We start from the raw sequence: 25222 nt of genomic DNA on the forward strand, positions 1-25222 counted from the left end.
TTTGGCTGCTGCTCCCGGCCCCGCCCTGGCCTCTGCTCCCGGTCCCGCCGCCCTGACCCCTGGCCGCTGCTCCTCGCCCCCGTCGCCCTGGTGCCCAGGCCCCTGGCGCCGCTCCCGGCCCCGCCCTGCTGCCTACGCCCCCGGCCGGCCCTCCCCGCCCCGCCCGCTCTCCGCCCGGACCTGGCCGTTCCCGAACCGCCTTGCCAGGTACTCCTCGAACGACCCGGTGCCCACGGCCCGCTCCGGCGTCAGATGCCCCCCACTCCGGAAGCCCCGGTACGCCGCCCCCCACAGCGGCACGTTCACGACCGCCCGCCGTCGCCCGGACGCCTTCAGATACGCGCGGGCCAGCGACTCGAACGTCCGCACCTCGGGCCCGCCCATGTCCTCGACCCGCCCCGCCGGCGCACCCGCCGACAGTCCGGCCAGCCGGTCCGCGACCTCGGCGACCTCGACCGGCTGGTCCCGAAGGCCGGCCGGCAGGAACAGCACCGGCAGCTTCGACAGCCCCTGGAACAGCATGAACAGCAGGTCGTGGAACTGGGTCGCCCGCAGCACGGTCCAGCCGAGCCCCGACTCCTCGACGAGCCTCTCCACCGCGAGCTTGCTCTGGTAGTAGCGGAACGGCACCCGGTCGACGCCGACGATGGAGATGTACACGAGGTGGGGCACACGCGCCCCGCGTGCCGCCCTGATCAGGTTCGCCGCCGCCTCCTCGTCGCCCTTCTGCGACGACGCGCAGTGCACGATCGTGTCCACCCCGGCGACCGCCGTGTCCAGCCCGGCACCGCCCTTCCGCAGATCGACCGCGTACGGCTCGCTGTGCCGGCTGAGTACCCGCACCTCGTGCCCGTCCTCGCGCAGCCGCTCGGCGACGAGCCGGCCGAGCGTTCCGGTACCGCCGGTCACCAGGATCGTGGTCATGCTGTTCAGTCCCTTCGGACGCCCGGCGCTCCCGGACGGAGCGCCCCACGCCAGCTAGGACCGAACAGCCCCCGCGGAATGTGACAGACGCGCCCGGCGGTCCTACGCCCGGGTGAGCTGACGCCGTGCGAACGCCAGCTTCTCCGGGTTGACCACGGCCCGCACCCCGGTGACCAGCCCGTCGCGCACCTCGAAGGCGGCCAGCCCCACCAGGGTGTCGCCGGCCCAGGTGGCCAGCCCGGTGGCTCCGTTGACCTCCACCGGCACGAAATCCAGTCCCGCCGCGAACTTCGGGCCCCCGCCCGCCAGGAAGTGGGCGATCCTCTGCCGGCCCTCGATCGGCCAACGCGCCGCGGTGACCTTGCCGCCGCCGTCGCTCCACCAGGTCGCCTCGGCCGCGAGCAGCTTCTCCAGCCCGGCCAGATCACCCTCGCGGGCCGCGGTGATGAACGACGCGACCAGCTCCTCCTGCTGCTCGGACGCGGGCTCGAACCGGGCCTGCGGCTCACCCACCCGCCGCACGGCCCGCCGGTACAGCTGACGGCAGTTCGCCTCGCTCAGGTCCAGCACCCCGGCGATCTCCCGGTGCCCGTACCCGAACGCCTCCCGCAGCACGTACACCGCCCGCTCGGTCGGCGTCAGCCGCTCCAGCAGCACCAGCATCGCCATCGACACGGCGTCCCGCTGCTCGGCCGATTCCAGCGGCCCGAGCGTGCCGTCCCCGGTGACCACCGGCTCGGGCAGCCAGGTCCCGACGTACTGCTCGCGGCGGGCCCGCGCGGAGGTCAGCCGGTTCAGGCAGAGGTTCGTGACGACCTTGGCGAGCCAGGCCGCCGGCTGCTCGATCCCGGCCCGGTCGGCTCCGCTGAAGCGCAGATACGCGTCCTGGACCGCGTCCTCGGCCTCCTCGGCGGAGCCCAGCAGCCGGTAGGCGAGCGAGAACATCCGGCGCCGGTGGATCTCGAACTCGTCGGCGGTCGTCGTGGTCATACGACTCACCCTGCCAGAACGCCGTGCGCAGGGCGTGGGAAGGCCCGACGGCGGGCAAGGGCCGTCGTCACCGCCGCCGGGCCGGTCAGGAGGGTTGAGCCGACCCTGGCGATGACCCTAGAAAGGACTAGACCACATCGTCAATAGGTGTGTACCAATGCGGCGTCTCAAGGAAACCCGCCGGTGCGGGAGTTGGAGCGCTCGTCGCGCTCGGGAAGGGCGGCGGCACTGTCTGTGAGGCAGCCCACACACTCCGCCCCTCGGAACGTCGATCAGGCGTGGCACACTGGCCCTGTACCAGTAGCAGCGCACTCCGGGGTCGGTGAAAGTCCGAACCGGCGGTTACAGTCCGCGACCCGGTCGCCTCCAGCGGCCGGTTGACCAGGTGAAATTCCTGGACCGACGGTTAAAGTCCGGATGGGAGGCAGTGCGCGGCGAGCGGGCATTCGTGCGCGCCGCCCAAGAAGTCCGCCCTCGGGACGGACTCCGTCCGGCGTCGTCACCGGTGTTCCTGCTCGTATCTTCTGTCGTCATCGACAGCCCCGGAGTCCGTGCCCGAAGAGGCAGGAGGACCCGGGAAGTGTTCACCGGAATCGTCGAAGAGCTGGGCGAGGTCACCGCCGTCGAGACCCTCGACGACGCCTGTCGCTTCCGCCTGCGCGGCCCCGTCGTCACCGAAGGCGCCAAGCACGGCGACTCCATCGCCGTGAACGGCGTGTGCCTCACGGTCGTGGATCACGAGGGCGACGAATTCACGGCCGACGTGATGGCCGAGACCCTGAACCGCTCCAGCCTCGGTGCCCTCCGGGCCGGCTCCCGCGTCAACCTCGAACGCCCCATGGCCGTCGGCGAACGCCTCGGCGGGCACATCGTGCAGGGTCACGTGGACGGCACCGGCGAGATCCTGGAGCGCAAGCCCTCCGAGCACTGGGAGATCGTGAAGATCTCCCTCCCCGCGGACCTCACCCGGTACGTGGTCGAGAAGGGCTCCATCACCGTCGACGGCATCAGCCTCACCGTCGTCGACGCCGGCCCCGACCACTTCACGGTCAGCCTCATCCCCACCACCCTCGCCCTGACCACGCTCGGCCACAAGCAGCCCGGCGACCCGGTCAACCTCGAGGTGGACGTCATCGCCAAGTACGTCGAGCGGATGCTGGGCGACCGCGCGCAGGGAGCGGGCCGGTGAACGCGCTGAACTCCGAGGCGTTCATCCTCTTCGACCAGCACATCCTCTGGTCCGACATGGTCGGCAACCTCTTCGGCCTGGCCGCCCTCGCCCTCGGCTGGCGGCGCTCCATCTGGACCTGGCCCGTGCAGTTCCTGGCCGGCCTCATCCTCTTCGGGGCCTTCTTCGGCCATCTGACCGGCAGCGCGGGCAAGCAGGCGGTCGTCATGCTCGTGGCGCTCTACGGCTGGTGGCAGTGGCAGCGCGGCAGGGGACAGGGCGAGGACGGCCACATCGCCGTGCGGTTCGCCACCTGGCGCGAGCGCGCGGCGATGGCCGCGGCGGCCGCCGCCGGCACGGTCGCGGTGGCGCTGCTCTTCAAGGCGTACCCGACCCTGTCCTGGGACCCCTGGCCGGACGCCTACATCTTCGTCGGCACCATCGTCGCCATGTACGCCCAGGCGCGCGGCATGGTCGAGTTCTGGTTCGCCTGGCTGCTCGTCGACCTCGTCGGCGTGCCCCTCAACTTCGCCAACGGCTACGCCTTTTCCGGCTTCGTCTACGTCATCTACGGCGCGCTCGTCCTGTGGGGCCTGCGCGACTGGTGGCTGCGCTCGCGCGCGGCAGCACAGCCCACCCTGGAAGGAGCGCCGGCATGAACGCCGCAACTGTCCTGTACGGCACCGACGACGTCGAGAGCTTCGCGCTCGACCCCGTCGAGCAGGCGATCGCCGACATCGCGGCCGGCCGCCCCGTCGTGGTCGTCGACGACGAGGACCGGGAGAACGAGGGCGACCTCGTCATCGCCGCCGAGAAGGCGACCCCCGAGATCGTCGCCTTCATGATGAGCGAGTGCCGCGGCCTGATCTGCGCCCCCATGGAGGGCGACGAGCTGGACCGGCTGAAGCTCCCGCAGATGGTCGAGGACAACACCGAGTCGATGAAGACCGCCTTCACGGTCTCCGTCGACGCCTCCGCCGCACACGGCGTGAGCACCGGCATCTCCGCCTCAGACCGCGCCACCACCCTCCAGCTGCTCGCCGACGGCGTCTCCGGTCCCGAGGACTTCGTCCGCCCCGGCCACGTCTTCCCGCTGCGCGCCCGGCCCGGCGGGGTCCTCACCCGCAACGGCCACACCGAGGCCGCCGTCGACCTCGCCCGCCTGGCGGGCCTGCGCCCGGCCGGCGCGATCGTCGAGATCGCCGGCGAGGACGGCACCATGCTGCGCCTGCCCGAGCTGATCCCCTTCGCCCGCAAGCACGGCCTGACGATCATCTCGATCGAGGACCTGATCGCCTACCGCCGCAGCAACGAGCCCACCGTCCGCCGCGAGGCCAGGACCCAACTGCCCACCGCCCACGGCACCTTCACGGCCTACGGCTACCGCTCCACGGTCGACGGCGTCGAGCACGTCGCCCTGGTGCACGGCGACATCGGCGACGGCCAGGACGTCCTCGTCCGCGTCCACTCCGAATGCCTCACCGGCGACGTCTTCGGCTCGGCCCGCTGCGACTGCGGCCCCCAGCTGGACGCCTCCCTCGCCCGCATCCAGGACGAGGGCCGGGGCGTCGTGGTCTACCTGCGCGGACACGAGGGCCGCGGCATCGGCCTGATGTCCAAACTGCGCGCCTACGAGCTCCAGGAGCGCGGCCGCGACACCCTCGACGCCAACCTCGAACTCGGCCTGCCGGCCGACGCCCGCGACTACGCCGCCGGCGCGCAGATCCTCGCCGACCTCGGCGTGCGCGGCGTCCGGCTGCTGACCAACAACCCCGACAAGACCGACGCGCTCGTCCGCCACGGCATCGCGGTCAAGGCCCGCGTGCCGATGCCCGTGAGCGCCGGCGAGCACAACCTCCGCTACCTGCGCACCAAGCGGGACCGGATGGGCCACGACCTGCCCTGGCTGGACACGACCACCGTGCCGGCCTGCGGCAACCAGTAAGAGAGCACAGAGGGAGAGACGTGAGCGGCAAGGGTGCACCGGAGCTGTCCGTACGCAATGTGGGTGACCTCCGGGTCGCCGTCATCGCGGCGCAGTGGCACGAGAAGGTGATGAACGGTCTGGTCGACGGCGCCCTGCGCGCCCTGCACGACCTGGGCATCGACGAGCCGACCCTGCTCAGGGTCCCCGGCAGCTGGGAGCTCCCGGTCGTCGCCAAGGTCCTCGCGGGCCGCGGCTACGACGCGATCGTCGCCCTCGGCGTCGTCATCCGCGGCGGCACGCCCCACTTCGAGTACGTGTGCCAGGGCGTGACCCAGGGCCTCACCCAGGTCTCCGTCGACACCGGCGTCCCCGTCGGCTTCGGCGTGCTGACCTGCGACACCGAGGAGCAGGCCCTGGACCGGGCCGGCATCGAGGGCTCGAACGAGGACAAGGGGCACGAGGCGGTGACGGCGGCGGTGGCGACCGCGGCCACCCTCCGCTCAGTATCCGAACCCTGGCGCTGACGGACGGCACGTGTGGCATAGGCTGAGCGTCACCATGTCCAAGAAGACGTTCGAGGAGCTCTTCACCGAGCTCCAGCACAAGGCCGCCCAGGGCGATCCCGCCACTTCCCGCACCGCAGAACTGGTCGAGAAGGGCGTCCATGCCATCGGCAAGAAGGTCGTCGAAGAGGCCGCCGAGGTGTGGATGGCCGCCGAGTACGAGGGCAAGGAGGCAGCCGCCGAGGAGATCTCGCAGCTGCTGTACCACGTCCAGGTGATGATGGTCGCCCGCGGCATCTCCCTCGACGACGTCTACGCCCACCTGTAAGCCGCACCCGTTCCCGTACGTCACCACGCAAAGGAAGCCGACCTCATGCTGCGCATCGCCGTCCCCAACAAGGGTTCCCTGTCCGGCCCTGCGGCGGAGATGCTGCATGAGGCCGGCTACCAGCAGCGCCGCGAGTCCAAGGAACTGCGGATCGTCGACCCGGTGAACGAGGTCGAGTTCTTCTACCTCCGCCCCCGCGACATCGCGATCTACGTCGCCTCCGGGCAGCTGGACATCGGCCTCACCGGCCGTGACCTGCTCATCGACTCCGGCGCCGAAGCCGAGGAGATCCTCGCCCTCGGCTTCGCCCGCTCGACCTTCCGCTACGCCACCAAGCCCGGAACGATCAGCGGCCTGGCGGACCTGACGGGCAAGACGATCGCCACCTCCTACGAGGGGATCGTCGCGGCGCACCTCGCCGAGCACGGCATCGACGCCTCCGTCGTCCACCTCGACGGCGCCGTCGAGACCGCCATCCAGCTCGGCGTCGCCCAGGTCATCGCCGACGTCGTCGAGACCGGCACCTCGCTGCGCAACGCGGGCCTGGAGGTCGCCGGCGAGCCGATCATGCAGTCCGAGGCCGTCGTGATCCGCCGCACCGGCGCGGACGCCGACGACCTCAAGGTGCAGCAGTTCCTGCGCCGCCTCCAGGGCGTCCTGGTCGCCCGGACCTACGTGATGATGGACTACGACTGCCGCGTCGAGCAGCTGGAGAAGGCCGTCGCCCTCACGCCCGGCCTGGAGTCCCCGACCGTCTCCCCGCTGCACAACGAGGGCTGGGTCGCCGTCCGCGCGATGGTCCCGGCCAAGGAAGCCCAGCGGATCATGGACGACCTGTACGACATCGGCGCCCGGGCCATCCTGACCACGGCCATCCACGCCTGCCGTCTCTGAGAGGCGCGATCCGATGTCCGATCTGCCCACCCTGCCCGTCACGTTCCGGCCGGGCAGCACCCGCGTGGTGCTGCTCACCGCGGCCGTCGCCATCTTCGTGGTGATCACGGCGGTCGCGATGCTGCTGGAGCAGCTCAGCCCCGGCGAGCGCGTCAGCTTCGTCTTCACGGCGCTCCTGCTGGACGCCGTGCTGCTCCTCCTGGCCCGTCCCAAGGTCGTCGTCGACGACGACGGCGTCACTGTCGTCAATCTCACGAACAAGCGCCGGCTGGAGTGGGCCGAGATCCTCCAGGTGACCCTCCGGCCCGGCGACCCCTGGGTGTTCCTCAACCTCAGCGACGGCACCAGCCTGCCTGCTCTGGGCATCCAGCCGGGCCTGGCCAAGCAGCGTGCCATCGCCGACGCCCGGGTCCTGCGGGCGCTCGTCGAGGCCCGCTCCGGAGCGGACCCCGAGCAGCATCGGAACTGACTCGGGGGATCCTCCGGGCGGTCGCCACTGCCGCACCGGGCGGTGTCTTGATTAATCTGGTGGCGGAGGCGTGAGGGATGCGCCTCCGCCTCTGCTGCCCGACCGGTGCGCAGAGGCTCCTGCTAACCGAGGAGTGACCCCCTCCGGCGATGGACGGATCGTCCTGTAGTACCTGCGCCGCCCCCTGCCGACATAGCGCGGACCTCGTCTCCGAGGTACGCGACCGTGCGGAGGCGGCGGCATCATGAGCACCCCCCTGCTGCTCCTGGCAGCCGCGTTCCTGCTGATTCTCGCCAACGGATTCTTCGTGGCGGCCGAGTTCGGACTGGTGACGGTCGAGCGGCCCGAGGCCGAGAAGGCCGCCGCCGAGGGCGACCGGCGCGCCCGCCGCGTCGTCGAATCGCTGAAGGAACTGTCCTTCCAGCTCTCCGGCACCCAGCTCGGCATCACCATCACCTCGCTCGTCGTCGGCATGCTCGCCGAACCGGCGCTCGCCGAGCTGCTGCACGGCCCGTTCACCTCGATCGGCGTTCCCGAGGGAGCCGTCTCCGGTGTCACGGTCGTGGTCGGCATGCTGCTGGCCTCCGCCGTGCAGATGGTGATCGGCGAGCTCCTGCCCAAGAACTGGGCGGTGTCCAGGCCGCTGCAGGTCGCGCGCTTCGTCGCGGGCCCGCAGCATGTCTTCGCCCGGCTGTTCCGCCCGGTCATCGCCGGCCTCAACGCCGTCGCGAACCGGCTCGTGCGCGCCCTGGGCATCGAACCCACCGAGGAGCTGGCCTCCGCCCGCACCCCCGGCGAACTCGTCTCCCTGGCCCGCCACTCGGCCCGGGCCGGCGCCCTGGAGCAGGACACGGCCGACCTGTTCGTCCGGACCCTGTCGCTGGGCGAGCTCACCGCGCAGCACGTGATGACGCCGCGCGTGAAGGTCAGCGCCCTGCAGTCCTCCGCCACCGCCGAGGACGTCGTCAACCTGACCCGTGCCACCGGCCTGTCCCGCTTCCCGGTCTACCGGGAGAAGATCGACGAGGTCGTCGGCATGGCCCACCTCAAGGACGCCCTGGCCGTGCCCGTCCAGGACCGGCTGCGCACCCCCGTCGGCCACATCGCCCGCCCGGCACTCCTCGTCCCCGAGACGCTGCCCGTACGGCCGCTCCTCGCCCGCCTGCGCAGCGAGCAGCCCATCGCGGTCGTCGTCGACGAGTACGGCGGCACCGCCGGTGTCGTCACGCTGGAGGACATCGTCGAGGAGATCGTCGGCGAGGTCCGCGACGAGCACGACGGACACGACCTGCCCGAGCTGGCCGCCGCGCCGCCGGAGGACGGCAGGCCCGCCTGGGACGTCGACGGCAGCTGCCGGGTCGACATCCTGCAGCGCATAGGCCTCGACGTGCCCGAGGGCCCGTACGAGACGGTCGCGGGCCTGATCGCCGACCTGCTGGGCCGGATCCCGGCCGTCGGCGACAAGGCGGAGCTGCCCGGCTGGCGGCTCTCGGTGCGCCAGGTCGGTCACTACCGCGCGGAGCGGGTCCGGCTCGTGCGGACCGCCCCGGTGGTCTCCATGGCGGAGGCCGTCCGATGAGCGTGCTCCAGCTTCTCTTCGCCGCGCTGCTCGTGCTCGCCAACGGCTTCTTCGTCGGCGCCGAGTTCGCACTCGTCTCCGTCCGCCGCAGCCAGATCGAACCGCTCGGCACCGCCCGGGCCCGCCAGGTCCTGTACGGCCTGGAGCGGCTGCCGCAGATGATGGCGGCGGCCCAGTTCGGCATCACGATCTGCTCCCTGACGCTCGGCGCGGTCGCCGAACCGACGGTGGCACATCTGCTGGAGCCGGTCTTCGAGTGGATCCACCTGCCGCACGGCATGATCCACCCGCTGACCTATGTCATCGCCCTCGCCGCCGTGGTCTTCTTCCACCTCGTCATCGGCGAGATGGTCCCGAAGAACCTGGCGATGGCGGCGCCCGAGAAGGCCGCGCTGTGGCTCAGCCCCGGCCTGGTCTGGTTCGCCCGCTTCTGCAAGCCGATCACCGCCGCCCTCGGCGCCTGCTCCCAGGGCATCCTGCGGCTCTTCCACGTCGAGCCCAGGGACGAGGTCGAGGCCGTCTTCACCAGCGAGCAGCTCAACCGGCTGGTGGAGGACGCCGGCCAGGCGGGCCTGCTCGACCCCGAGGAGGCCGAAAGCCTCGAGGACGCCCTGGAGCTGGGCTCCCGGCCGGTGACGGACGTCCTGCTGAAGCGGGAGTCCCTGGTGACGGTCAGCCCGTCGGTCACCCCCGGGCGGATCGTCGAGCTCACGGCCCGCACGGGATACTCCCGGTTCCCGGTCGCCGCGGACAAGGGCGCGTTCATGGGCTACCTGCACGTCAAGGACGTCCTCGACCTGGAGGACTCGGACCGGGCCGTCCCGCAGCACCTGTGGCGTCCCATGACGACCCTGCGGCCCGAGCTGCCGCTCGACGACGCGCTGACGGTGATGCGGCGGGCGGCGACGCACCTGGCCCAGGTGGCCGACGCGTCCGGCAAGGTGCTCGGGCTGGTCGCGCTGGAGGACGTGCTGGAGCTGCTGGTGGGTGAGGTGCGGGACCCCGCGCATCGTCAGGTGCGCGAGGTGAAGCTGACCGAGCCGAGGTCCGGTGAAGAGGTGCTGGCGACCTAGCACCGTGGCTGCGGGCGCGTGGGGGCTGGTCGCGCAGTTCCCCACGCCCCCAGACAGGTCGGTGCAGCTCGACCGGCCTTCACGGCACCCACTCAGGGGCGCGGGGAACTGCGCGACCAGCCCCCACCGACCCGCGGCCGACGAACTCACCTGGCCGACGGATCCTGCGGCCCCCGCCCCGACAAGACCTCTCCGTACGCCTGCATCAGGTCCGGCAACCGCAACGTCGCCAGATCCTCCCTGCCCAACACCCCGGAATACACCGACAACCGCAGATCCCGGTACGCGCAGCTCTTCTCGTACAGCGTCCGCAGGAACCGCCCGTTGCCCAGCTCGTCGATCCACCCCTGATCCACCACATGCCCCGCGATGGAGCGCAGCTCGTCGAGGGCCTCGTCGTCCCACAGGTCGCCGTTCTCGGCGGCGAGCACCTTGCCGATCTCGGTGAGTTCGAGCGGACGGTACGAGGGGAAGTCGACGCGGGTGGTGAAACGGGACGACAGCCCGGGGTTCGCGGCGAGCAGGCGGTCCATGCCCTCCGGGTAGCCGGCGAGGATCACCACAAGGTGGTCGCGGTTGTCCTCCGCGCGCTTCAGCAGCACCTGCAGGGCCTCGTCGCCGTACGCGTCGCCCTTGCCGTAGCCCGAGTTGGACAGGGAGTAGGCCTCGTCGACGAAGAGGACACCCCCGAGGGCCGAGTCGATCAGTTCGTTCGCCTTCACGGCCGTCTGCCCGAGGTACTCGCCGACCAGGTCGGCCCGCTGGGCCTCCACGAGATGGTCGCCGCCGAGCAGCCCGAGGGCGTAGAAGACGCGGCCGAGGATGCGGGCGACGGTCGTCTTGCCGGTGCCGGAGGGGCCGGAGAAGACGAAGTGGCGTTTCGGCGGCTGGACCGGAAGGCCCTGCCCGGCCCGCAGCCGGGCCATGTTCAGCTGCGCCGACAGCGCCTTGACCTGGCGCTTCACCGGCTCCAGACCCACCATGCGCTCCAGCTCGGCGAGTGCCTCCTCCAGTAACGCCGGGTCGGTGGGCCCGGCGGGCAGGGAGGGTGTGGGGCCGGCCCTCTCGCGGACCGGCGGGGCGGTCACCGGCGGCAGGGGAGCGATCGGCGGTTCGAGGTCGGGCAGTCTCAGGTCCCGCCCCTCGAGGCCGAAGAGCGGATCGAACCCGTCCGGCCCGTCCACGGCGTCCTGGCCCGCGCCGGTGAGCGTGATCGCCGCGAGGTCGGTGGCGTCGTCGTATCCGTCGCCCTCAGCGATGGCGGCGAGCCGGGCGGAGGTGTCCATGAAGGCCGGGTCGACGCGGTGCACGGCCCGGTACAGGGGGAGCGCGGCGGCGCTGCGGCCGGTGCCCTCGTGCGCCCGGGCCAGCCAGTAGCGCAGCTCCTTGCGCTGGGGCTGCTCGCTGCGGCAGCGCATCAGCGCGGCCGACAGCAGGGGTTCGGCCTGGCCGTACATCTCCAGGCGGACCCGGGCCATGCCGCCGAACAGACCCGCCTCGATGCCGAGCATCGGATCGTCGAGCAGCGGATCGGTGTGGCGGACCAGCTGCTCCCAGTCCTTGACCAGATAGGCGCGGCAGGAGTGCAGGAAGCGGACCTGGTGGTCGGTGTCCACGGGCGGCAGCCCGGCGAGGGCCCGGTCCAGCTCGGGGACGTGCCGGCCGTCCAGCCAGTGGGAGGCGTGCGCGAGCAGCAGATCGCGGGGGCTCTCCAGCACGGGCTGCACCCACCAGCCCAGCCAGTACCAGGAGTTGAGCGTACGGCGGTAGCGGGAGCGCTGCTCCCCGAAACGGTCCCGGTGCCGGAACATCCGCAGCAGCGCGGTCGTCGTGTCGACGCGCAGCGCGTGCAGCCCGAGCCAGCCGTCGGCCATCCCGGAGTCCATCCGCACGGCGGCCCGGAACTCCTCCTCCGCCTGCGGATACGCGCCCATGGTGTAGGCGTCCACGCCTCGCAGCCAAGCGAGGTCGGCCGGGGCCTGAGGGCCCTGCGTGCCGAAGTCCATCACGTCCCCCACAAACCGTGCCCCCGTCGGTATGCCAACGAGCCGTCCCCCAGCCGGCTGCCCTGCTCGAACCGCTGTGCCACGGACCGGAGTTGCACAGTGCGCGAAGCAACCGTCCGTAGGTCGCACCGAGGGCATCGTACCTGCGGGGGCGGCGCCCCCGTAGGGTGCCGCACGGGCCGTTCGGCGAGGTGGGAGCGGATGCGGCGTCCCGCGGACGGTGACCCAGGGTGAGCGCTCGACGCCCCGCAGCGGCCGGAAAACCGGAAGAAGACAGAACGAAGCCCCCGATCACGGGGGAACAACCGGGGGCTTCGCGTCTGTGGGCGGCTCCGATGCCGCACATTGAGAACGTAAGACCTGTACGGCCCAACGGTCAAGCCGAGTTGAAGCACCCCGGCAAGTTGCCGCGCCAGGCCCTTCACAAGTTCAGCACACAGCGGGCGGTCCGTCACCGTGCGTGAGGGGCTGGTCCGGTCCAATGGTCCCAGCAGGTCCCGTGAGCACCTCGTATCCCTCGTCCCGCTGCCGTACCAGAAGGTCGGCGAACGGTCGCGAGGGGTCGTCGGCGAAATGCCGGCGCTCCGCCGGAACCCACCCGTTCCAGAAGTCCCGCTGCTCCTCACCGTCCCGCGACCGCCCCCGCGCCCAGGCCTCCTCCCGCGGCAGCTCCATCCACACAAGCAGGGCCAAGTGGGAGCGCAGTGCCCGGCGCCCCGCGCCGACGCCCTCCACGAGGAGCACCGGAGCGGGCGGGAGCGGTCGGGGCGGGCCGAAGCGGCGGGCCCGCCAGTCGTAGGGGGCGTAGTGCCCGGTCCGGCCGTGGGAGAGGGGCTCGATCACCTGGTCCAGCAGCCGTCCGGTCCAGTCGAACAGCGCGTCGTGGCTGGCGATGTCGTCGAGGCGCAGCACCGGCGCACCGTCCAGCGCCACGGCCAACTGCTCGGCGAACGTGCTCTTTCCGGACCCGGCGTGCCCGTCGACGCCGATGAGCCGGACCGGGCCGCAGGAGGGGGAGAGGCGGCGGATCCGGGCGGCCAGGTCGCGGACGGCGGGGCCCGGTGCGGGGCGGAAGGGCGGATTCATCTCGCTCAGCACTCTAACGACGGGGTCCTCCGCGGGTGCCACTGGTCGACGCCAATATTGGTGGGCGCGGCGCGCGTCGAAGTGCTGGCAGGACACGGCGGGCTGTGCTCATATGTGGCGCACGCACGGATACGACCGACCGTGCACGGACCTGCCCCGCCCCAGCCCGACTCCGACATCCGGGGGTCCCCGCCATGCGCAGAGCCGAACAGCCGTCCCGCAGAACCGTCCTGGCCGCCGCGGTCGCCGCCGCCGTCACCGCGGGCGCGGGTCCGGCGGCCGCCGACCCCGAGGCCCCCATGACGACCGACACCGCAGACCCCGCCCGGGCGGTCCCGGCCCGCACCGTCGACAACCGGGCCTGGGTCTCCTACGGCGACTGGTACGGCGGCACCGCCAAGGGCACCCGGGCCGTCGCGGGCACCCGCCCGGGCCTGGCGATCGCGAAGCCCGCCGGAACCGCCGACTACAGGGATCCCCACACCGGCACCACCGCCGCGTGGGAGTACGGCACCTGGACGTCCCCCGTCCACCGGCTCGCCGTCCCCGCGACCGAGGCGATCGTCTCCTGGAACGCGCGCACCCCGGCCGGCACCTGGATCCAGGCCGAGATCAAGGGCACCTACACCGACGGCACCAGCACCCCCTGGTACGTGATGGGCCGCTGGGCAGCCGGCGACCAGGACATCCGGCGCACCTCGGTCGACGACCAGAGCGACGACAAGAGCACCGTCTGGACCGACACCCTCGCGATCGACGACCCGTCGAGCGGCCTGCGCCTGGCCTCGTACCGGCTGCGCCTGACCCTCTACCGCAAGCCCGGCACCAAGGCCACCCCCACCGTGTGGCGGCTCGGCGCCATGGCCTCCGACGTGCCCGACCGGTTCACCGTCCCGGCGTCCGCACCCCGCCTCGCGAAGGAGCTGGCCGTCCCGCGCTACTCGCAGGAGACCCACAAGGGCCAGTACCCCGAGTACGACAACGGCGGCGAGGCCTGGTGCAGCCCGACGTCCTCCCAGATGGTCATCGAGTACTGGGGCGGCCGGCTCACCGACGGGCAGCTGGACTGGGTCGATCCCGCGTACGCGGACCCGCAGGTGTGCCACGCGGCCCGGTTCACCTACGACTACCAGTACGCGGGCTGCGGCAACTGGCCGTTCAACGCCGCGTACGCGGCCACGTTCAAGGACCTCCAGGGCGTCGTCACCCGGCTCGGCTCGCTCAGCGAACTGGAGACGCTGATCGCCGCGGGCATCCCGGCCATAACGTCCCAGTCGTTCCTGAAGGAGGAGCTGACCGGCGCCGGGTACGGCACCGCCGGGCACCTGATGACCGTCGTCGGCTTCACCGCCGACGGCGACGTGATCGCCAACGATCCGTTCTCGGCGAGCAACGAGGCCGTACGGCGCGTCTACCGGAGGCGCGAGTGGGAGAACATCTGGCTGAGGACCAAGCGGTACAACGCCTCCGGCAAGGTCGTCTCGGGCACCGGCGGTGTCTGCTACCTGTACTTCCCGGCACGCCCGAGCGCCGCCCAGCGCAAGGCGCTGGCGGCCGTGGGGGTACGTGTGTGACCAAGCTCTCGGCCGCATAAGCCACACCCGGTGGCAAGGTGGACGGAACCCTGGGGGGAGTCCGCCCGCACCACCGACCCAGCGAGAAGCCATGACCGCACACTCAGCCACCGCATCACACGTCCGCACCGGCGGCCCTCAGGAGGACGGCCCGAAGATCGTCGAGCACGTCATGGGCTGGGTCCTCGTCCTGGTCGTCGCGATGCTCGTGACCCGGCTCGGGCTGCTGTGACCTGACCCGCTGCGCGGGAGTGTGGCCTGCCATACTGCGGAGGTCCCGCCCCGCCCGTTGAGACCAGGGTCGAAATTGAATATCAGCCCCCAGCCTGCCGCGCGCCCCAGAGCCCGCGGCACCGAGCGCTCGATGGCGCGCCGTGCCGAACTCATCGCCATCGGGCGGAGGTTGTTCGCCGACACCTCCTACGACGCCCTGTCGATGGACGACATCGCCCGGCAGGCGCACGTCGCCAAGGGGCTGATCTACTACTACTTCCAGTCCAAGCGCGGGTACTACCTGGCCATCATCCAGGACTCGGTCACCGAGCTGGTCACGCTGGCGGCGAGCGGTCTCGAACTGCCCCCGGTCGACCGGGTCCAGCGCACCGTCGACAGCTATCTGCGCTACGCCGAGCACAACCAGGCCGCGTACCGCACGATCGTGAGCGGCGGCGTCGGCTTCGACACCGAGGTGCACGCCATCCGCGACGGGGTGCGCGAGGCCGTCGTGACCACCATCGCCGAGGGCGCGTACGACCGTGTCGACATCACCCCGCTGGCGCGGATGGGCCTGCTGGCCTGGGTGTGCAGCGTCGAGGGCGCCACGCTGGAATGGATCGACCGCCCCGAGCTGCCCCGCGACACCATGTGCGAGCTGCTGATGAAGACCCTCGGCGGCGCCCTGCGCGCGATCGAGGAGCTCGACCCCGCCTACCGGGCTCCGCAGCCCGCCCGCCGGGGCGCCTGAACAAGAGGCGGCGGTCCGCCGTCACCGGACCCGCCGCCCCGCCCGGCCCTCCGTCCTACCGGATCGCCTTGATCAGCTCACCGCCTGCGGTGTCGCCGCTCAGCTCCCAGAAGAACGTGCCGCCCAGGCCCTGCTGGTTCTTGTAGTTCATCTTGGTGCCGATGGTCGCCGGGGTGTCGTAACTCCACCAGTTGCTGCCGCACTTGGCGTACGCCGTGCCGGCCACCGTCCCCGTCGCCGGGCACTTGGTCTTGAGCACCTTGTAGTCGTCGATGCCCTGCTCGTACGTGCCCGCCGCAGGGCCGGTCGCGGTGCCGCCGGGGGCCGCCTGGGTGACGCCGGTCCAGCCGCGGCCGTAGAAACCGATGCCGAGCAGCAGCTTCGAGGCGGGAATGCCCAGGCCCTTGAGCATCGCGATGGCCGCCGAGCTGTGGTTGTCCGCCTTCGGGATGCCGGAGTACGAGGTCAGCGGCGAGTGCGGGGCCGTCGGGCCGGCGGCGTCCCAGGCGCCGAAGACGTCGTAGGTCATCGGGTTGTACCAGTCGACGTACTGGGCGGCGCCCGCGTAGTCCGCCGCGTCGATCTTGCCGCCCGGGGTGGCGTCGGCGGGGATCGCCGCGGTGACGAGGTTTCTCGAGCCGAACGTGGCGCGCAGTGCCCGCATCAGGTTCTGTACTTGCGGTCGTAGGTGCCCCATTCGGTGAAGTACCCGATGACCTTGGATCCCGCGGCCCTGGCGGCGGGGGCGACCTTCGAATCCGCGGCGGCCTCCTGAGCCGAGGTCGCCGCGGTGGCGGAGGTGCCCGCGCCGGCCGGCAGACCGGCGCCGAGGACGGCGCAGCAGGCCGCGGACACGATGGCCCGGAAGCGGGAACGGTGGGGGGAGTGCATCCGGTGTCTCCTCGTGGGGAGAGGGGAACGCGCGCCGATTGGCATGAACGCGGTGAATCGGTGGGGCAAAACAGTAGGAGGACTAGACCAGTTGGGTCAATGGTGCGTACCAATTCCGCCGCTCCGGGCGCGCTCGGCCATTTCTTGAAGTAAGCGGTCGTTAACTGGTGACGAGATGCCTCCGATCGGGCATACTCACAGCGCACAGCCGCTGGTCAGCAGCTTCCGAGACCCGGGACTGCAAGCATCGGCACCAGAACGACCCGGCGGCGCCGCCCCCACCCATGGGCCCGACCGCTAGTGCCCGACAGGGAGGAGAGCGTCGCCATGCCCGACCGCGCCCCGCAGCAGGTGGACCGGCAACTGCCCACGGAGGAGGCCCGGGATCTGATCTCGCTCGTCCGCGACATCGCGCAGCAGGAGATCACACCGAAGGCGGCGGAGGAGGAGGACGCCGGCCGCTTCCCGCGCGAGCTCTTCACCCTCCTCTCGCGCTCCGGCCTGCTCGGCCTGCCGTACGACTCCGAGTACGGGGGCGGCGACCAGCCCTACGAGGTCTACCTCCAGGTCCTGGAGGAGCTCGCCGCGGCCCGTCTCACCGTCGGTCTCGGCGTCAGCGTCCACTCCCTGGCCTCGTACGCGCTCGCCGCGTACGGCACCAAGGAGCAGCAGGTCGAGCACCTGCCCGCGATGCTCGGCGGCGGCCTGCTCGGTGCCTACTGCCTCTCCGAGCCGCACTCCGGGTCGGATGCGGCGGCCTTGCGCACCAAGGCCGTGCGGGACGGCGACGGGTGGGTGATCACCGGCACCAAGGCCTGGATCACGCACGGCGGGATCGCGGACTTCTACACGGTGATGGCCCGCACCGGCGAGGAGGGACCGCGCGGGATCAGCGCGTTCCTGGTGCCCGGCGACGCGGAGGGGCTGAGCGCCGCGGTGCCGGAGAAGAAGATGGGCATGAAGGGCTCGCCCACCGCCCAGGTCCACTTCGACGGCGTCCGCGTCCCGGACGCCCGGCGCATCGGCGAGGAGGGGCAGGGCTTCGCGATCGCCCTGTCGTCGCTCGACTCGGGCCGGCTCGGCATCTCGGCGTGCGCGATCGGCGTGGCGCAGGCCGCGCTCGACGAGGCGGTGACCTACGCGGCCGAAAGGCGCCAGTTCGGCAAGCCGATCGCCGACTTCCAGGGGCTGCGGTTCATGCTCGCGGACATGGCGACGCAGATCGAGGCGGGCCGTGCCCTCTACCTCGCGGCGGCGCGGCTGAAGGACGCGGGCCGGCCGTTCGCGAGGCAGGCCGCCATGGCCAAGCTGCACTGCACCGACACGGCGATGCGGGTCACCACCGACGCTGTGCAGATCCTCGGCGGCTACGGCTACACCGCCGACTTCCCGGCCGAGCGCTACATGCGCGAGGCCAAGGTGCTGCAGATCGTGGAGGGCACCAACCAGATCCAGCGGATGGTCATCGCCCGCCATCTCGTGGGTCCAGAGGGACGCTGAACTGGTCGAGGCCCCGCCAGGGGGCCGCGAGCCGCATCCACTCCGGGTCGTGCCGGCCCGGCAGGGTGCGGCCGCCTTCGGCCCAGGTCCGCATCAAGTCGCGGTAGATCGGCGGGTCCTGATAGCGGGGCGGAGTCGGCCGAACCGATTCTGCGGGCGGCGGGACGTACAGGAGGCGTTGACGCCCGGTCGCTGAGGAGATGGGGGTCATACCCGGGCAACGCGGCAAAGCCCGGACAGGTCACCGGATGGTGGAATCGGGCGTTCGTTCAGTGCCGCGCGGCGCACGGCTCCGGGCACACTGAACCGCACCACGGCCGTCTGTGAGCCGTGGTGCGGTTCAGCTACGGGAGTGGAGCGAGCGGGCGTGAAGAGCCCGCGCTCAGGCCGCCTGGCGGCGCATGACCGGGACCCTGATGGGGCGCGAGCCCGGGCCCCCGACGTGCGAGAAGGGCTGGGTCCGCCAGTCGAGCCCCTGAGGGAGCGTCAACAGCAGGGCGGTGTCCTGCTCCTGCGGTTCCGCGGACTCGTCCGCGGGGCGGGCGTCCGTGGCCCTGCGGCCGGTTCCGGCGCAGACCGTCAGTCCGAAGGGGTTCCACGGCGAGGCGCACAGCGCGTGCTCCGGCAGAACCTCCTCGTCCGCCAGCAGGGCGATGGGCTGCGCGCAGTCCGGGCAGACGACCCGGAACATCTCGAACGTGTCGTAGGCGTCGAGTTCGTCGTCGAAGGCGTCGGGTTCGACACCCTCCGGCTCGGGCTCGACGACGAGCTGCTGCCGCTTGGGTGCGGTGCGACCAGGGCGCTTAAGACTCTGCATTGGGTTCTCCCCCTCGGGCTGGGCCGTATCAGGCACTGCGGCCTCGACCACAGCAAGCACTTCCCGTCCCCCTTGGGCGGTAATCACGAGAACATTACGGAGACTGTTCGAGGCCTGTGGCGTTCGTCACATGCCCCGCGCAGGTGTCCACTGCGGCGGGTTTGTCCCCCGGACGGCTGACCGTCGGCTTCCGGCCACATCACGAACCGGGCATGACCTGGGCTGCTCAGGTATCCGAGGAGATCAACCGCCCTGTAGGTTCTAGCGCCATGGAGGAGCTGGACCGACAGATCGTGCAGCTGCTCGTCAAGGACGGGCGGATGAGCTACACCGACCTGGGCAAGGCCACGGGGCTGTCCACGTCGGCCGTGCATCAGCGGGTGCGGCGGCTGGAGCAGCGGGGTGTCATCCGGGGCTATGCCGCGGTCGTCGACCCGGAGGCCGTGGGGCTGCCGATGACGGCGTTCATCTCGGTGAAACCGTTCGATCCGAGTGCGCCGGACGACATCGCGGACCGACTGGCCGGCGTGCCCGAGATCGAGGCGTGCCACAGTGTCGCGGGCGACGAGAACTACATCCTCAAGGTGCGGGTCGCCACGCCGCACGAGCTGGAGGAGCTGCTGGCGCGGCTGCGGTCGCTGGCGGGGGTGTCCACGCGGACGACGGTGGTGTTGTCCACGCCGTACGAGGCGCGGCCGCCGCGGATCTGATCGTCGTTCTTCCGGGTGCGGGTCGTCTTCGGTTGTTCGCGCAGTTCCCCGCGCCCCCTTTCGGGGCGTCGGCAGCAGGCCTGTGAGACTGTGCTCCATGAGTGAGTCCAGTGCGCCGCCGAAGACCGTTCTGCTACGCCGCGGCGAGGTCCACAGTCCTGCCGATCCCTTTGCCACCGCGATGGTCGTGGAGCGGGGGCAGGTGGCGTGGGTCGGATCCGAGGGGGCCGCTGACGCCTTTGCCGACGGGGTGGATGAGGTGGTCGACCTCGACGGGGCGCTGGTGACCCCCGCCTTCACGGATGCGCATGCGCACACCACTGCCACGGGGCTCGCACGCACCGGCCTCGACCTGTCCGGCGCTCCCTCTCTCGAAGCCGCCCTCGCCCTCGTGCGGGACTTCGCCGCCGCCCGCCCGGACGACCGGGTCCTGCTCGGGCACGGGTGGGACGCCGCCCGCTGGCCCGGCGGCCGGCCCCCGACGCGGACCGAGCTCGACGAGGCCACCGGGCACCGGCCCCTCTACCTCAGCCGGATCGACGTCCACTCGGCGGTGGTCACCACGGCCCTGCTCGACCTGGTCCCCGATGTCACCCGTGAGGACGGACCGCTCACCGCCGACGCCCATCACGCCGTACGCGCCGCCGCGTTCTCCGCCGTCACGCCGCAGCAGCGCACCGACGCCCAGCGCGCCGCGCTCGCGCACGCCGTCTCGCTCGGGATCGGCACGCTCCACGAGTGCGCCGGGCCGGAGATCTCCTCCGAGGACGACTTCACCGGCCTGCTGCGCCTCGCCGGCCAGGAGCCCGGGCCGCGGGTCGTCGGCTACTGGGCCGAGCAGGACGTCGCCAAGGCGCGGGAGCTGGGCGCGATCGGCGCCGCGGGGGATCTCTTCGTCGACGGCGCCCTCGGCTCGCACACGGCCTGTCTGCACCAGCCGTACGCCGACGCCGGGCACACCGGCATCGCCTACCTGGATGCCGCCGCGGTCGCGGCGCACGTCGTGGCCTGCACCGAGGAGGGCCTGCAGGCCGGTTTCCACGCCATCGGCGACGCGGCCGTGGACGCCGTGGTGGAGGGCGTGCGCGCCGCCGCCGGGAAGCTCGGGCTCGACCGGATCCGCGCCGCCCGGCACCGCGTCGAGCACGCCGAGATGCTCACCCCGGAGAGTGTCGCCGCCTTCGCCGAACTCGGCCTCACCGCCTCGGTGCAGCCCGCCTTCGACGCCCTGTGGGGCGGCGAGGAGGGCATGTACGCGCAGCGCCTGGGCGTGGAGCGGGCCCGGGGCCTGAACCCCTTCGCGGCCCTGCTGCGCGCCGGTGTCCCGCTCGCCTTCGGCTCCGACAGCCCGGTCACCCCGCTCGACCCGTGGGGCGCGGTCCGGGCCGCCGCCTTCCACCGCACGCCGGAGCACCGTGTCTCGGTGCGCGCCGCGTTCACGGCGCACACGCGCGGCGGCTGGCGGGCCGTCGGACGGGACGACGCGGGCGTTCTGGTCCCGGGCGCCCCCGCCGACTACGCCGTCTGGCGCACCGGCGAACTCGTCGTCCAGGCCCCGGACGACCGCGTCGCCCGCTGGTCGACGGATCCCCGCTCCGGCACCCCGGGCCTGCCCGACCTCACTCCGGGCCGCGACCTGCCCGTCTGTCTGCGCACCGTGGTGGGCGGACGCACGGTCTTCGTACGGCCGGGCGAGTGATCTACGGGGGTGGCGCACATGAAGTCGTGCGCCGCGCCCCCGGCGCGCGACCTGCGCATCCTCTGCCCTGACCAGGGCTTTGCCGCGAGATGCGCAGGTCAAACGGCTATTGACAGGCGGCCGCAGGAGGCCGGTAGGTTCGGCCGAGTCCACCACCGGACGCCCGACCGGGGAATGTCCGAGCACTCGCCGCGGCGCCGCCGGGTCAGGGACGGTGTGCCGCACCGGGGCACCGCCACTGGGAGCCAGGCTCAGGCCGACGCTGCGCCGAGGGAACGTTCCGGCCGGTCGGGGAGGTGTGACCCGGGTGGGGCCCGCGCGCTCAGTAGACAACGGCTTTCGGTCGATCCGCAGCCAGCGGATCCCAGGTCGGCCCGAAGGGCGCCGGGCCCCCATCCGCCGTACACGCGCACCCGGAGGCGCGCCCTTGCCCGGGCCGCGCGGATTCGACACCACGATTCGAACGCCCTGTCACGTCATCGCAGGCCGGGCCCACTATGGTGGACCTCTGCGTATGGACATGAAGGGGCAGCAGTGAATGACGGCGACGGAACCCTCGCGGGAGAAGCCCAGGTGAGGAAGTTCGGCCCGCTCGGCACGGCCTTGGTGATCATTCCGACCTACAACGAGGCGGAGAACATCAAGGGCATCGTCGGCCGGGTACGCAAGGCCGTCCCCGAGGCGCACGTGCTCGTGGCAGACGACAACAGCCCGGACGGCACGGGCAAGCTGGCCGACGAGCTGACCGTCGACGACGACCACGTCCACGTGCTGCACCGCAAGGGCAAGGAGGGCCTGGGCGCCGCCTACCTCGCGGGCTTCCGCTGGGGCCTGGAGCACGACTACGGCGTGCTGATCGAGATGGACGCCGACGGCTCCCACCAGCCCGAGGAACTGCCCCGTCTGCTCACCGCCCTGAAGAACGCCGACCTGGTGCTGGGCTCGCGCTGGGTACCGGGCGGCCGGGTGGTGAACTGGCCGAAGTCCCGCGAGATGATCTCCCGGGGCGGCAGCCTCTACTCCCGGCTGGCGCTCGACCTGCCGCTGCGCGACATCACCGGCGGCTACCGTGCCTTCCGCCGCGAGACCCTGGAGGGCCTCGGCCTCGACGAGGTCGCCTCCCAGGGCTACTGCTTCCAGGTCGATCTCGCCCGCCGCGCGGTCAGGGCCGGCTACCACGTGGTCGAGGTGCCCATCACGTTCGTCGAGCGCGAACTCGGTGACTCCAAGATGAGCCGCGACATCCTGGTCGAGGCGCTGTGGCGCGTCACGGCGTGGGGCGTGGGGGAGCGGGTCGGCAAGGTCACGGGGCGCGGCGACAAGCCCTCGAAGCCGTAGGCGCACGCCGCTGTCGAGGCGGCCGCTCACAGAAACAGCTGATGGTGGCCTTATCCCGTGCTGAGCCGGGGCCAGGCACACTGGAGGCATGACGACTGGCGCTCAGACTCCCCTGCCTCCTGCCCGGCCCCGGCGCTCCCGGCTGCGTACGTTTCTGCCGCTGGGTTTCGCCGCGTGGCTCGTGCTGGAGATCTGGCTGCTCACGCTGGTCGCGGGGGCGACCAGCGGGCTGGTGGTCTTCCTCGTCCTGCTGGCGGGTCTCGTCCTCGGCTCGGTCGTCATCAAGCGGGTCGGCCGGCGGGCCTTCCGCAAGCTCTCCGAGGCGCTGCAACAGCAGCAGAGCGGTGTGATGCCCGACGCGGCCCGGCCAGACAGCGAGGGCAACGGCCTGATGATGCTGGGCGGTCTGCTCCTGATGATCCCCGGACTGGTGTCGGACGCGGTGGGCCTGCTCCTGCTGCTGCCGCCGGTCCAGAAGGTCGTGAGCCGCTCGGCGGAGCGCACCTTCGAGCGCAAGCTCCGGGAGGCCCGCCCGGGCACCCTGGGGGGCGCCTTCCAGCAGGCCCGTATGCACCAGCCCGACGGCAAGGTCGTCCAGGGCGAGGTCATCAGGGACGAGCCGGGGGACGCCCCGCAGCCGCCCCGTCCGCCGCTCACGCACTGAGCCGTTCCGGGCACCCGCTCCCGGGCACCGGACACGCAGAAGACCGGGGGCGCCGTACATGTCGTACGGCGCCCCCGGTCTTCTGATGCGCTGTTACTTCGGCCAGGCCCTTGCGGGACTATGCCGACTTGCGGCTGTCGCGGGGATGAACAGCGATGTTCATCGCACCGGAGCGCAGAACCGCCAGGCGCTCCTCGAGGACCTCTTCGAGTTCCTCACGGGTGCGCCGCTCCATCAGCATGTCCCAATGCGTACGCGCGGGCTTGCCCTTTTTCTCTTCAGGGACATCGCCGTCGACGAGGAGTGCCTGGGCCCCACAGACCTTGCACTCCCACTCCGGCGGGATCTCCGCCTCGACCGAGAAGGGCATCTCGAAGCGGTGCCCCTTCTCGCATGCGTACTCCACGGCCTGGCGCGGGGCCAGGTCGATACCGCGGTCCGTCTCGTAGCTGGTCACCACGAGGCGCGTGCCGCGAAGAGCTCGCTCACTCATGAATCGTGCCTCCCGGGCTTGTCGCCCACAGGACAGGTGTCGCTGTCGTCGTCATCCGGTCAACGTCCGGTCGGCGGTAAAGATTCCCGTTCCGAGTCCCGTTCCGGGTCGTGCGTCGCCGTCGTAGCCGCCCTTGTTGTACCCACCAGCGCCCGGTTTGTCACATCTGATAGCAGATATAACCCAGCGTTTCGGCATCTTTGACGCGCAGTAACGGTACGCCTGGCAGGCCAAACGCGTACACTACAGCCCTTTCGCTCTGAGTGCTAAATCCTGTCAGGAACCGGATTCCCCGCTTCGCCGATCGCACGCCGCACCGGAACCCGTGCGAGCAGGGCGAAACCGAGAACGAAGAAGACCACCAGCGAGATGATCGCGTCCCGGTAGCTCCCCGTCAGCTGGTAGGTGACCCCGAACAGCAGCGGCCCGAGCCAGCTCATGCCGCGGTCGCTCATCTCGTACGCCGAGAAGTATTCGGCCTCCCTGCCCGGCGGGATCAGATGGGAGAACAGGGACCGGGACAGCGCCTGGCTGCCACCGAGGACCAGGCCGATCCCGGCGGCCAGGACGAAGAACCACACCGGGGCCCCGGCCGGCAGGAAGTACCCGGCCGCCAGCGTCACCGTCCACGCGACCAGCGAGCCGAGGATCGTGCGCTTGGCCCCGTACACCCGGGCCAGCCGGCCCATGGTCAGCGCGCCCGCCACCGCCAGCACCTGCACCAGCAGCACGGCGCCGATGAGGGTGGACTGCCCGAGGCCGAGCTCCTCGGAGCCGTAGACGGAGGCCTGGGTGATCACCGTCTGGATGCCGTCGTTGTAGACGAGATAGGCGAGCAGGAAGGCCAGCGTCAGCGGATGGCGGCGCATGTCGCGGACGGTCGCCGCGAGCTGCCGGAAGCCCGGGAGGGCCGCCTCTTCACCCGCGGTCCTGCGATCGCGCAGCCGCCGCAGCGGGATGAGGGCGAACGCGCCCCACCACAGGCCGGCCGACGCGAGACAGATGCGGACGGCCGCGCTCTCGGAGAGGCCGAAGCTGTCGTGCCCGGTGTAGAGGACCAGGTTGGCGACGAGGACCAGCGAGCCCGCCGCGTAGCCGAAGGCCCAGCCCCGGGAGGAGACCGCGTCCCGCTGCTCGGGCGGGGCGATCTGCGGCAGGTAGGAGTTGTAGAGCATCATCGCCACGGACTGCGCGGCGTTCGCGACGACCAGGAGGGCACCGCCCAGCAGGTAGCGGTCGCCGTCCAGGAAGAACATGGCCGCCGTGGCGGTGGCCCCGGTGTAGGCGGCGGCCGCGAGGAGGGGCTTCTTGCGGCCGGTGCGGTCGGCGGCGGCGCCCACCAGGGGCATCACCAGCACGGCCACGATCACCGACAGGGACACCGAGTAGGCGAAGAAGGACCCGGCGCGCACCGGGATGCCGAGGGGGTGGACATACCCGTCGGCGTCCGCCGCCGACTTGGCGACCGAGGTCAGATAGGGACCCAGGAACACGGTGAGCACGCTCGTCGAGTAGACGGAGCAGGCCCAGTCGTAGACGTACCAGCCGCGCTGCTCGCGCCTCAGCTCCGCGGCCCCGTCGGCCGGCGGTGTCCGCACGGTGTCGTTGCCCACCCGTGCCCTCGC

Annotated in this window: 25 protein-coding genes, 1 pseudogene and 1 riboswitch; of the genes and pseudogenes, 17 read left to right on the forward strand and 9 right to left on the reverse strand. The window is 71.5% G+C overall.

The genetic code is table 11. The features are described from left to right. Positions 1-132 precede the first annotated feature (132 nt). Together G3I77_RS29020 and G3I77_RS29025 are read right to left on the reverse strand one after the other, a co-directional pair. Entirely contained in the window at positions 133-924 is a 792-nt protein-coding gene (locus G3I77_RS29020; RefSeq protein WP_248508262.1) for an SDR family oxidoreductase, read from the reverse strand. 102 nt (positions 925-1026) lie between these two features. Continuing rightward, positions 1027-1914, reverse strand: coding sequence for an RNA polymerase sigma-70 factor (locus tag G3I77_RS29025; RefSeq protein WP_248508263.1), 888 nt, complete (start codon positions 1912-1914; stop codon positions 1027-1029). A 304-nt stretch (positions 1915-2218) separates the two neighbouring features. Beyond that, a riboswitch (FMN riboswitch) is annotated at positions 2219-2349 on the forward strand. A 145-nt stretch (positions 2350-2494) separates the two neighbouring features. On the opposite strand from G3I77_RS29025, the gene G3I77_RS29030 reads away from it, so the two are divergent. The 9 genes from G3I77_RS29030 to G3I77_RS29070 all read left to right on the forward strand — a co-directional run bounded on the left by G3I77_RS29030 (position 2495) and on the right by G3I77_RS29070 (position 9855). Beyond that, positions 2495-3103, forward strand: coding sequence for a riboflavin synthase (locus G3I77_RS29030; protein WP_248508264.1), 609 nt, complete (start codon positions 2495-2497; stop codon positions 3101-3103). Further along, positions 3100-3741 (forward strand): nicotinamide mononucleotide transporter family protein, encoded by a 642-nt coding sequence (locus tag G3I77_RS29035; RefSeq protein ID WP_248508265.1) that lies wholly within the window; start codon positions 3100-3102, stop codon positions 3739-3741. The genes G3I77_RS29030 and G3I77_RS29035 overlap by 4 nt, the downstream gene beginning before the upstream one ends. Then, the gene (locus tag G3I77_RS29040) at positions 3738-5027 is read left to right on the forward strand and encodes a bifunctional 3,4-dihydroxy-2-butanone-4-phosphate synthase/GTP cyclohydrolase II (RefSeq protein WP_248508266.1); all 1290 of its coding nucleotides are present in this window, start codon (positions 3738-3740) and stop codon (positions 5025-5027) included. The genes G3I77_RS29035 and G3I77_RS29040 overlap by 4 nt, the downstream gene beginning before the upstream one ends. A gap of 20 nt (positions 5028-5047) precedes the next feature. Then, positions 5048-5533 carry a 6,7-dimethyl-8-ribityllumazine synthase gene (ribH, locus tag G3I77_RS29045; protein ID WP_185009030.1) on the forward strand — a complete coding sequence of 162 codons (486 nt, stop codon included), beginning with the start codon at positions 5048-5050 and terminating at the stop codon, positions 5531-5533. Positions 5534-5567: 34 nt separating this feature from the next. Beyond that, complete coding sequence (locus tag G3I77_RS29050; RefSeq protein WP_003988914.1) at positions 5568-5840, forward strand: phosphoribosyl-ATP diphosphatase; 273 nt, start codon at positions 5568-5570, stop codon at positions 5838-5840. Between the two features lie 45 nt (positions 5841-5885). Next, a complete protein-coding gene (hisG, locus tag G3I77_RS29055; RefSeq protein ID WP_248508267.1) occupies positions 5886-6734 on the forward strand; it encodes an ATP phosphoribosyltransferase in 849 nt (282 codons plus the stop codon). A 13-nt stretch (positions 6735-6747) separates the two neighbouring features. After that, positions 6748-7203 carry a PH domain-containing protein gene (locus G3I77_RS29060; RefSeq protein WP_248508268.1) on the forward strand — a complete coding sequence of 152 codons (456 nt, stop codon included), beginning with the start codon at positions 6748-6750 and terminating at the stop codon, positions 7201-7203. Positions 7204-7447: 244 nt separating this feature from the next. Continuing rightward, positions 7448-8782 (forward strand): hemolysin family protein, encoded by a 1335-nt coding sequence (locus tag G3I77_RS29065; protein ID WP_248508269.1) that lies wholly within the window; start codon positions 7448-7450, stop codon positions 8780-8782. Continuing rightward, entirely contained in the window at positions 8779-9855 is a 1077-nt protein-coding gene (locus tag G3I77_RS29070; protein ID WP_248508270.1) for a hemolysin family protein, read from the forward strand. Before G3I77_RS29065 ends, G3I77_RS29070 begins: the two co-directional genes overlap by 4 nt. A 146-nt stretch (positions 9856-10001) precedes the next feature. Here the strand turns inward: G3I77_RS29070 and G3I77_RS29075 are convergent, their stop codons facing one another. Further along, positions 10002-11861: an AAA family ATPase gene (locus G3I77_RS29075; RefSeq protein WP_248508271.1), complete on the reverse strand. Its 1860-nt coding sequence runs from the start codon at positions 11859-11861 to the stop codon at positions 10002-10004. Positions 11862-12290: 429 nt separating this feature from the next. Further along, positions 12291-12947 carry a uridine kinase gene (locus G3I77_RS29080; protein WP_248508272.1) on the reverse strand — a complete coding sequence of 219 codons (657 nt, stop codon included), beginning with the start codon at positions 12945-12947 and terminating at the stop codon, positions 12291-12293. Between the two features lie 194 nt (positions 12948-13141). Between G3I77_RS29080 and G3I77_RS29085 the strand changes: the two genes are divergently transcribed. From G3I77_RS29085 to G3I77_RS29095, 3 genes are all read left to right on the forward strand, one after another. Then, the gene (locus tag G3I77_RS29085; protein WP_248508273.1) at positions 13142-14521 is read left to right on the forward strand and encodes a peptidase C39 family protein; all 1380 of its coding nucleotides are present in this window, start codon (positions 13142-13144) and stop codon (positions 14519-14521) included. Between the two features lie 91 nt (positions 14522-14612). Next, the gene (locus G3I77_RS29090; protein ID WP_248508274.1) at positions 14613-14753 is read left to right on the forward strand and encodes an SCO1431 family membrane protein; all 141 of its coding nucleotides are present in this window, start codon (positions 14613-14615) and stop codon (positions 14751-14753) included. Positions 14754-14828: 75 nt separating this feature from the next. Then, the gene (locus tag G3I77_RS29095) at positions 14829-15485 is read left to right on the forward strand and encodes a TetR/AcrR family transcriptional regulator (protein WP_248508275.1); all 657 of its coding nucleotides are present in this window, start codon (positions 14829-14831) and stop codon (positions 15483-15485) included. Between the two features lie 55 nt (positions 15486-15540). Here G3I77_RS29095 and G3I77_RS29100 read toward each other — a convergent pair. Further along, positions 15541-16376: pseudogene (locus G3I77_RS29100) on the reverse strand (glycoside hydrolase family 18 protein). A 327-nt stretch (positions 16377-16703) separates the two neighbouring features. Between G3I77_RS29100 and G3I77_RS29105 the strand changes: the two are divergent. Continuing rightward, positions 16704-17876, forward strand: a complete 1173-nt coding sequence (locus G3I77_RS29105) for an acyl-CoA dehydrogenase family protein (RefSeq protein ID WP_248508276.1) — start codon at positions 16704-16706, stop codon at positions 17874-17876. Here G3I77_RS29105 and G3I77_RS41295 read toward each other — a convergent pair. Beyond that, positions 17839-18087: a hypothetical protein gene (locus G3I77_RS41295; RefSeq protein WP_107057822.1), complete on the reverse strand. Its 249-nt coding sequence runs from the start codon at positions 18085-18087 to the stop codon at positions 17839-17841. The genes G3I77_RS29105 and G3I77_RS41295 overlap by 38 nt on opposite strands. Positions 18088-18258: 171 nt before the next feature. Further along, positions 18259-18693 (reverse strand): hypothetical protein, encoded by a 435-nt coding sequence (locus tag G3I77_RS29110; RefSeq protein ID WP_248508277.1) that lies wholly within the window; start codon positions 18691-18693, stop codon positions 18259-18261. Positions 18694-18962: 269 nt separating this feature from the next. Between G3I77_RS29110 and G3I77_RS29115 the strand changes: the two genes are divergently transcribed. The 4 genes from G3I77_RS29115 (at position 18963) to fxsA (ending at position 23104) form a co-directional block, all read left to right on the forward strand. Then, the gene (locus G3I77_RS29115) at positions 18963-19403 is read left to right on the forward strand and encodes an Lrp/AsnC family transcriptional regulator (RefSeq protein WP_004002750.1); all 441 of its coding nucleotides are present in this window, start codon (positions 18963-18965) and stop codon (positions 19401-19403) included. Positions 19404-19500: 97 nt separating this feature from the next. Further along, positions 19501-21102 carry an amidohydrolase gene (locus G3I77_RS29120; RefSeq protein ID WP_248508278.1) on the forward strand — a complete coding sequence of 534 codons (1602 nt, stop codon included), beginning with the start codon at positions 19501-19503 and terminating at the stop codon, positions 21100-21102. Positions 21103-21636: 534 nt separating this feature from the next. After that, positions 21637-22440: a polyprenol monophosphomannose synthase gene (locus G3I77_RS29125; protein WP_248508279.1), complete on the forward strand. Its 804-nt coding sequence runs from the start codon at positions 21637-21639 to the stop codon at positions 22438-22440. Between the two features lie 88 nt (positions 22441-22528). After that, positions 22529-23104, forward strand: a complete 576-nt coding sequence (fxsA, locus tag G3I77_RS29130) for an FxsA family membrane protein (protein WP_248508280.1) — start codon at positions 22529-22531, stop codon at positions 23102-23104. Between the two features lie 118 nt (positions 23105-23222). Here fxsA and G3I77_RS29135 read toward each other — a convergent pair whose 3' ends face one another. Together G3I77_RS29135 and G3I77_RS29140 are read right to left on the reverse strand one after the other, a co-directional pair. Then, positions 23223-23597, reverse strand: a complete 375-nt coding sequence (locus G3I77_RS29135; protein WP_030247095.1) for an RNA polymerase-binding protein RbpA — start codon at positions 23595-23597, stop codon at positions 23223-23225. A gap of 266 nt (positions 23598-23863) precedes the next feature. Next, positions 23864-25210: an MFS transporter gene (locus G3I77_RS29140; protein ID WP_248508281.1), complete on the reverse strand. Its 1347-nt coding sequence runs from the start codon at positions 25208-25210 to the stop codon at positions 23864-23866. Between the last annotated feature and the right edge of the window lie 12 nt (positions 25211-25222).

It is taken from the genome of Streptomyces sp. D2-8, from assembly GCF_023184515.1.
Lineage (GTDB): Bacteria > Actinomycetota > Actinomycetes > Streptomycetales > Streptomycetaceae > Streptomyces.

Bases quoted from the DNA above. Each gene is read 5' to 3' on its own strand.
- G3I77_RS29020 (WP_248508262.1), bottom strand. From the start codon at position 924: ATGACCACGATCCTGGTGACCGGCGGTACCGGAACGCTCGGCCGGCTC.
- G3I77_RS29025 (WP_248508263.1), bottom strand. From the start codon at position 1,914: ATGACCACGACGACCGCCGACGAGTTCGAGATCCACCGGCGCCGGATG.
- G3I77_RS29040 (WP_248508266.1), top strand. From the start codon at position 3,738: ATGAACGCCGCAACTGTCCTGTACGGCACCGACGACGTCGAGAGCTTC.
- G3I77_RS29050 (WP_003988914.1), top strand. From the start codon at position 5,568: ATGTCCAAGAAGACGTTCGAGGAGCTCTTCACCGAGCTCCAGCACAAG.
- hisG (WP_248508267.1), top strand. From the start codon at position 5,886: ATGCTGCGCATCGCCGTCCCCAACAAGGGTTCCCTGTCCGGCCCTGCG.
- G3I77_RS29060 (WP_248508268.1), top strand. From the start codon at position 6,748: ATGTCCGATCTGCCCACCCTGCCCGTCACGTTCCGGCCGGGCAGCACC.
- G3I77_RS29065 (WP_248508269.1), top strand. From the start codon at position 7,448: ATGAGCACCCCCCTGCTGCTCCTGGCAGCCGCGTTCCTGCTGATTCTC.
- G3I77_RS29070 (WP_248508270.1), top strand. From the start codon at position 8,779: ATGAGCGTGCTCCAGCTTCTCTTCGCCGCGCTGCTCGTGCTCGCCAAC.
- G3I77_RS29075 (WP_248508271.1), bottom strand. From the start codon at position 11,861: ATGGACTTCGGCACGCAGGGCCCTCAGGCCCCGGCCGACCTCGCTTGG.
- G3I77_RS29080 (WP_248508272.1), bottom strand. From the start codon at position 12,947: ATGAATCCGCCCTTCCGCCCCGCACCGGGCCCCGCCGTCCGCGACCTG.
- G3I77_RS29085 (WP_248508273.1), top strand. From the start codon at position 13,142: ATGCGCAGAGCCGAACAGCCGTCCCGCAGAACCGTCCTGGCCGCCGCG.
- G3I77_RS29090 (WP_248508274.1), top strand. From the start codon at position 14,613: ATGACCGCACACTCAGCCACCGCATCACACGTCCGCACCGGCGGCCCT.
- G3I77_RS29105 (WP_248508276.1), top strand. From the start codon at position 16,704: ATGCCCGACCGCGCCCCGCAGCAGGTGGACCGGCAACTGCCCACGGAG.
- G3I77_RS41295 (WP_107057822.1), bottom strand. From the start codon at position 18,087: ATGACCCCCATCTCCTCAGCGACCGGGCGTCAACGCCTCCTGTACGTC.
- G3I77_RS29110 (WP_248508277.1), bottom strand. From the start codon at position 18,693: ATGCAGAGTCTTAAGCGCCCTGGTCGCACCGCACCCAAGCGGCAGCAG.
- G3I77_RS29115 (WP_004002750.1), top strand. From the start codon at position 18,963: ATGGAGGAGCTGGACCGACAGATCGTGCAGCTGCTCGTCAAGGACGGG.
- G3I77_RS29120 (WP_248508278.1), top strand. From the start codon at position 19,501: ATGAGTGAGTCCAGTGCGCCGCCGAAGACCGTTCTGCTACGCCGCGGC.
- fxsA (WP_248508280.1), top strand. From the start codon at position 22,529: ATGACGACTGGCGCTCAGACTCCCCTGCCTCCTGCCCGGCCCCGGCGC.
- G3I77_RS29135 (WP_030247095.1), bottom strand. From the start codon at position 23,597: ATGAGTGAGCGAGCTCTTCGCGGCACGCGCCTCGTGGTGACCAGCTAC.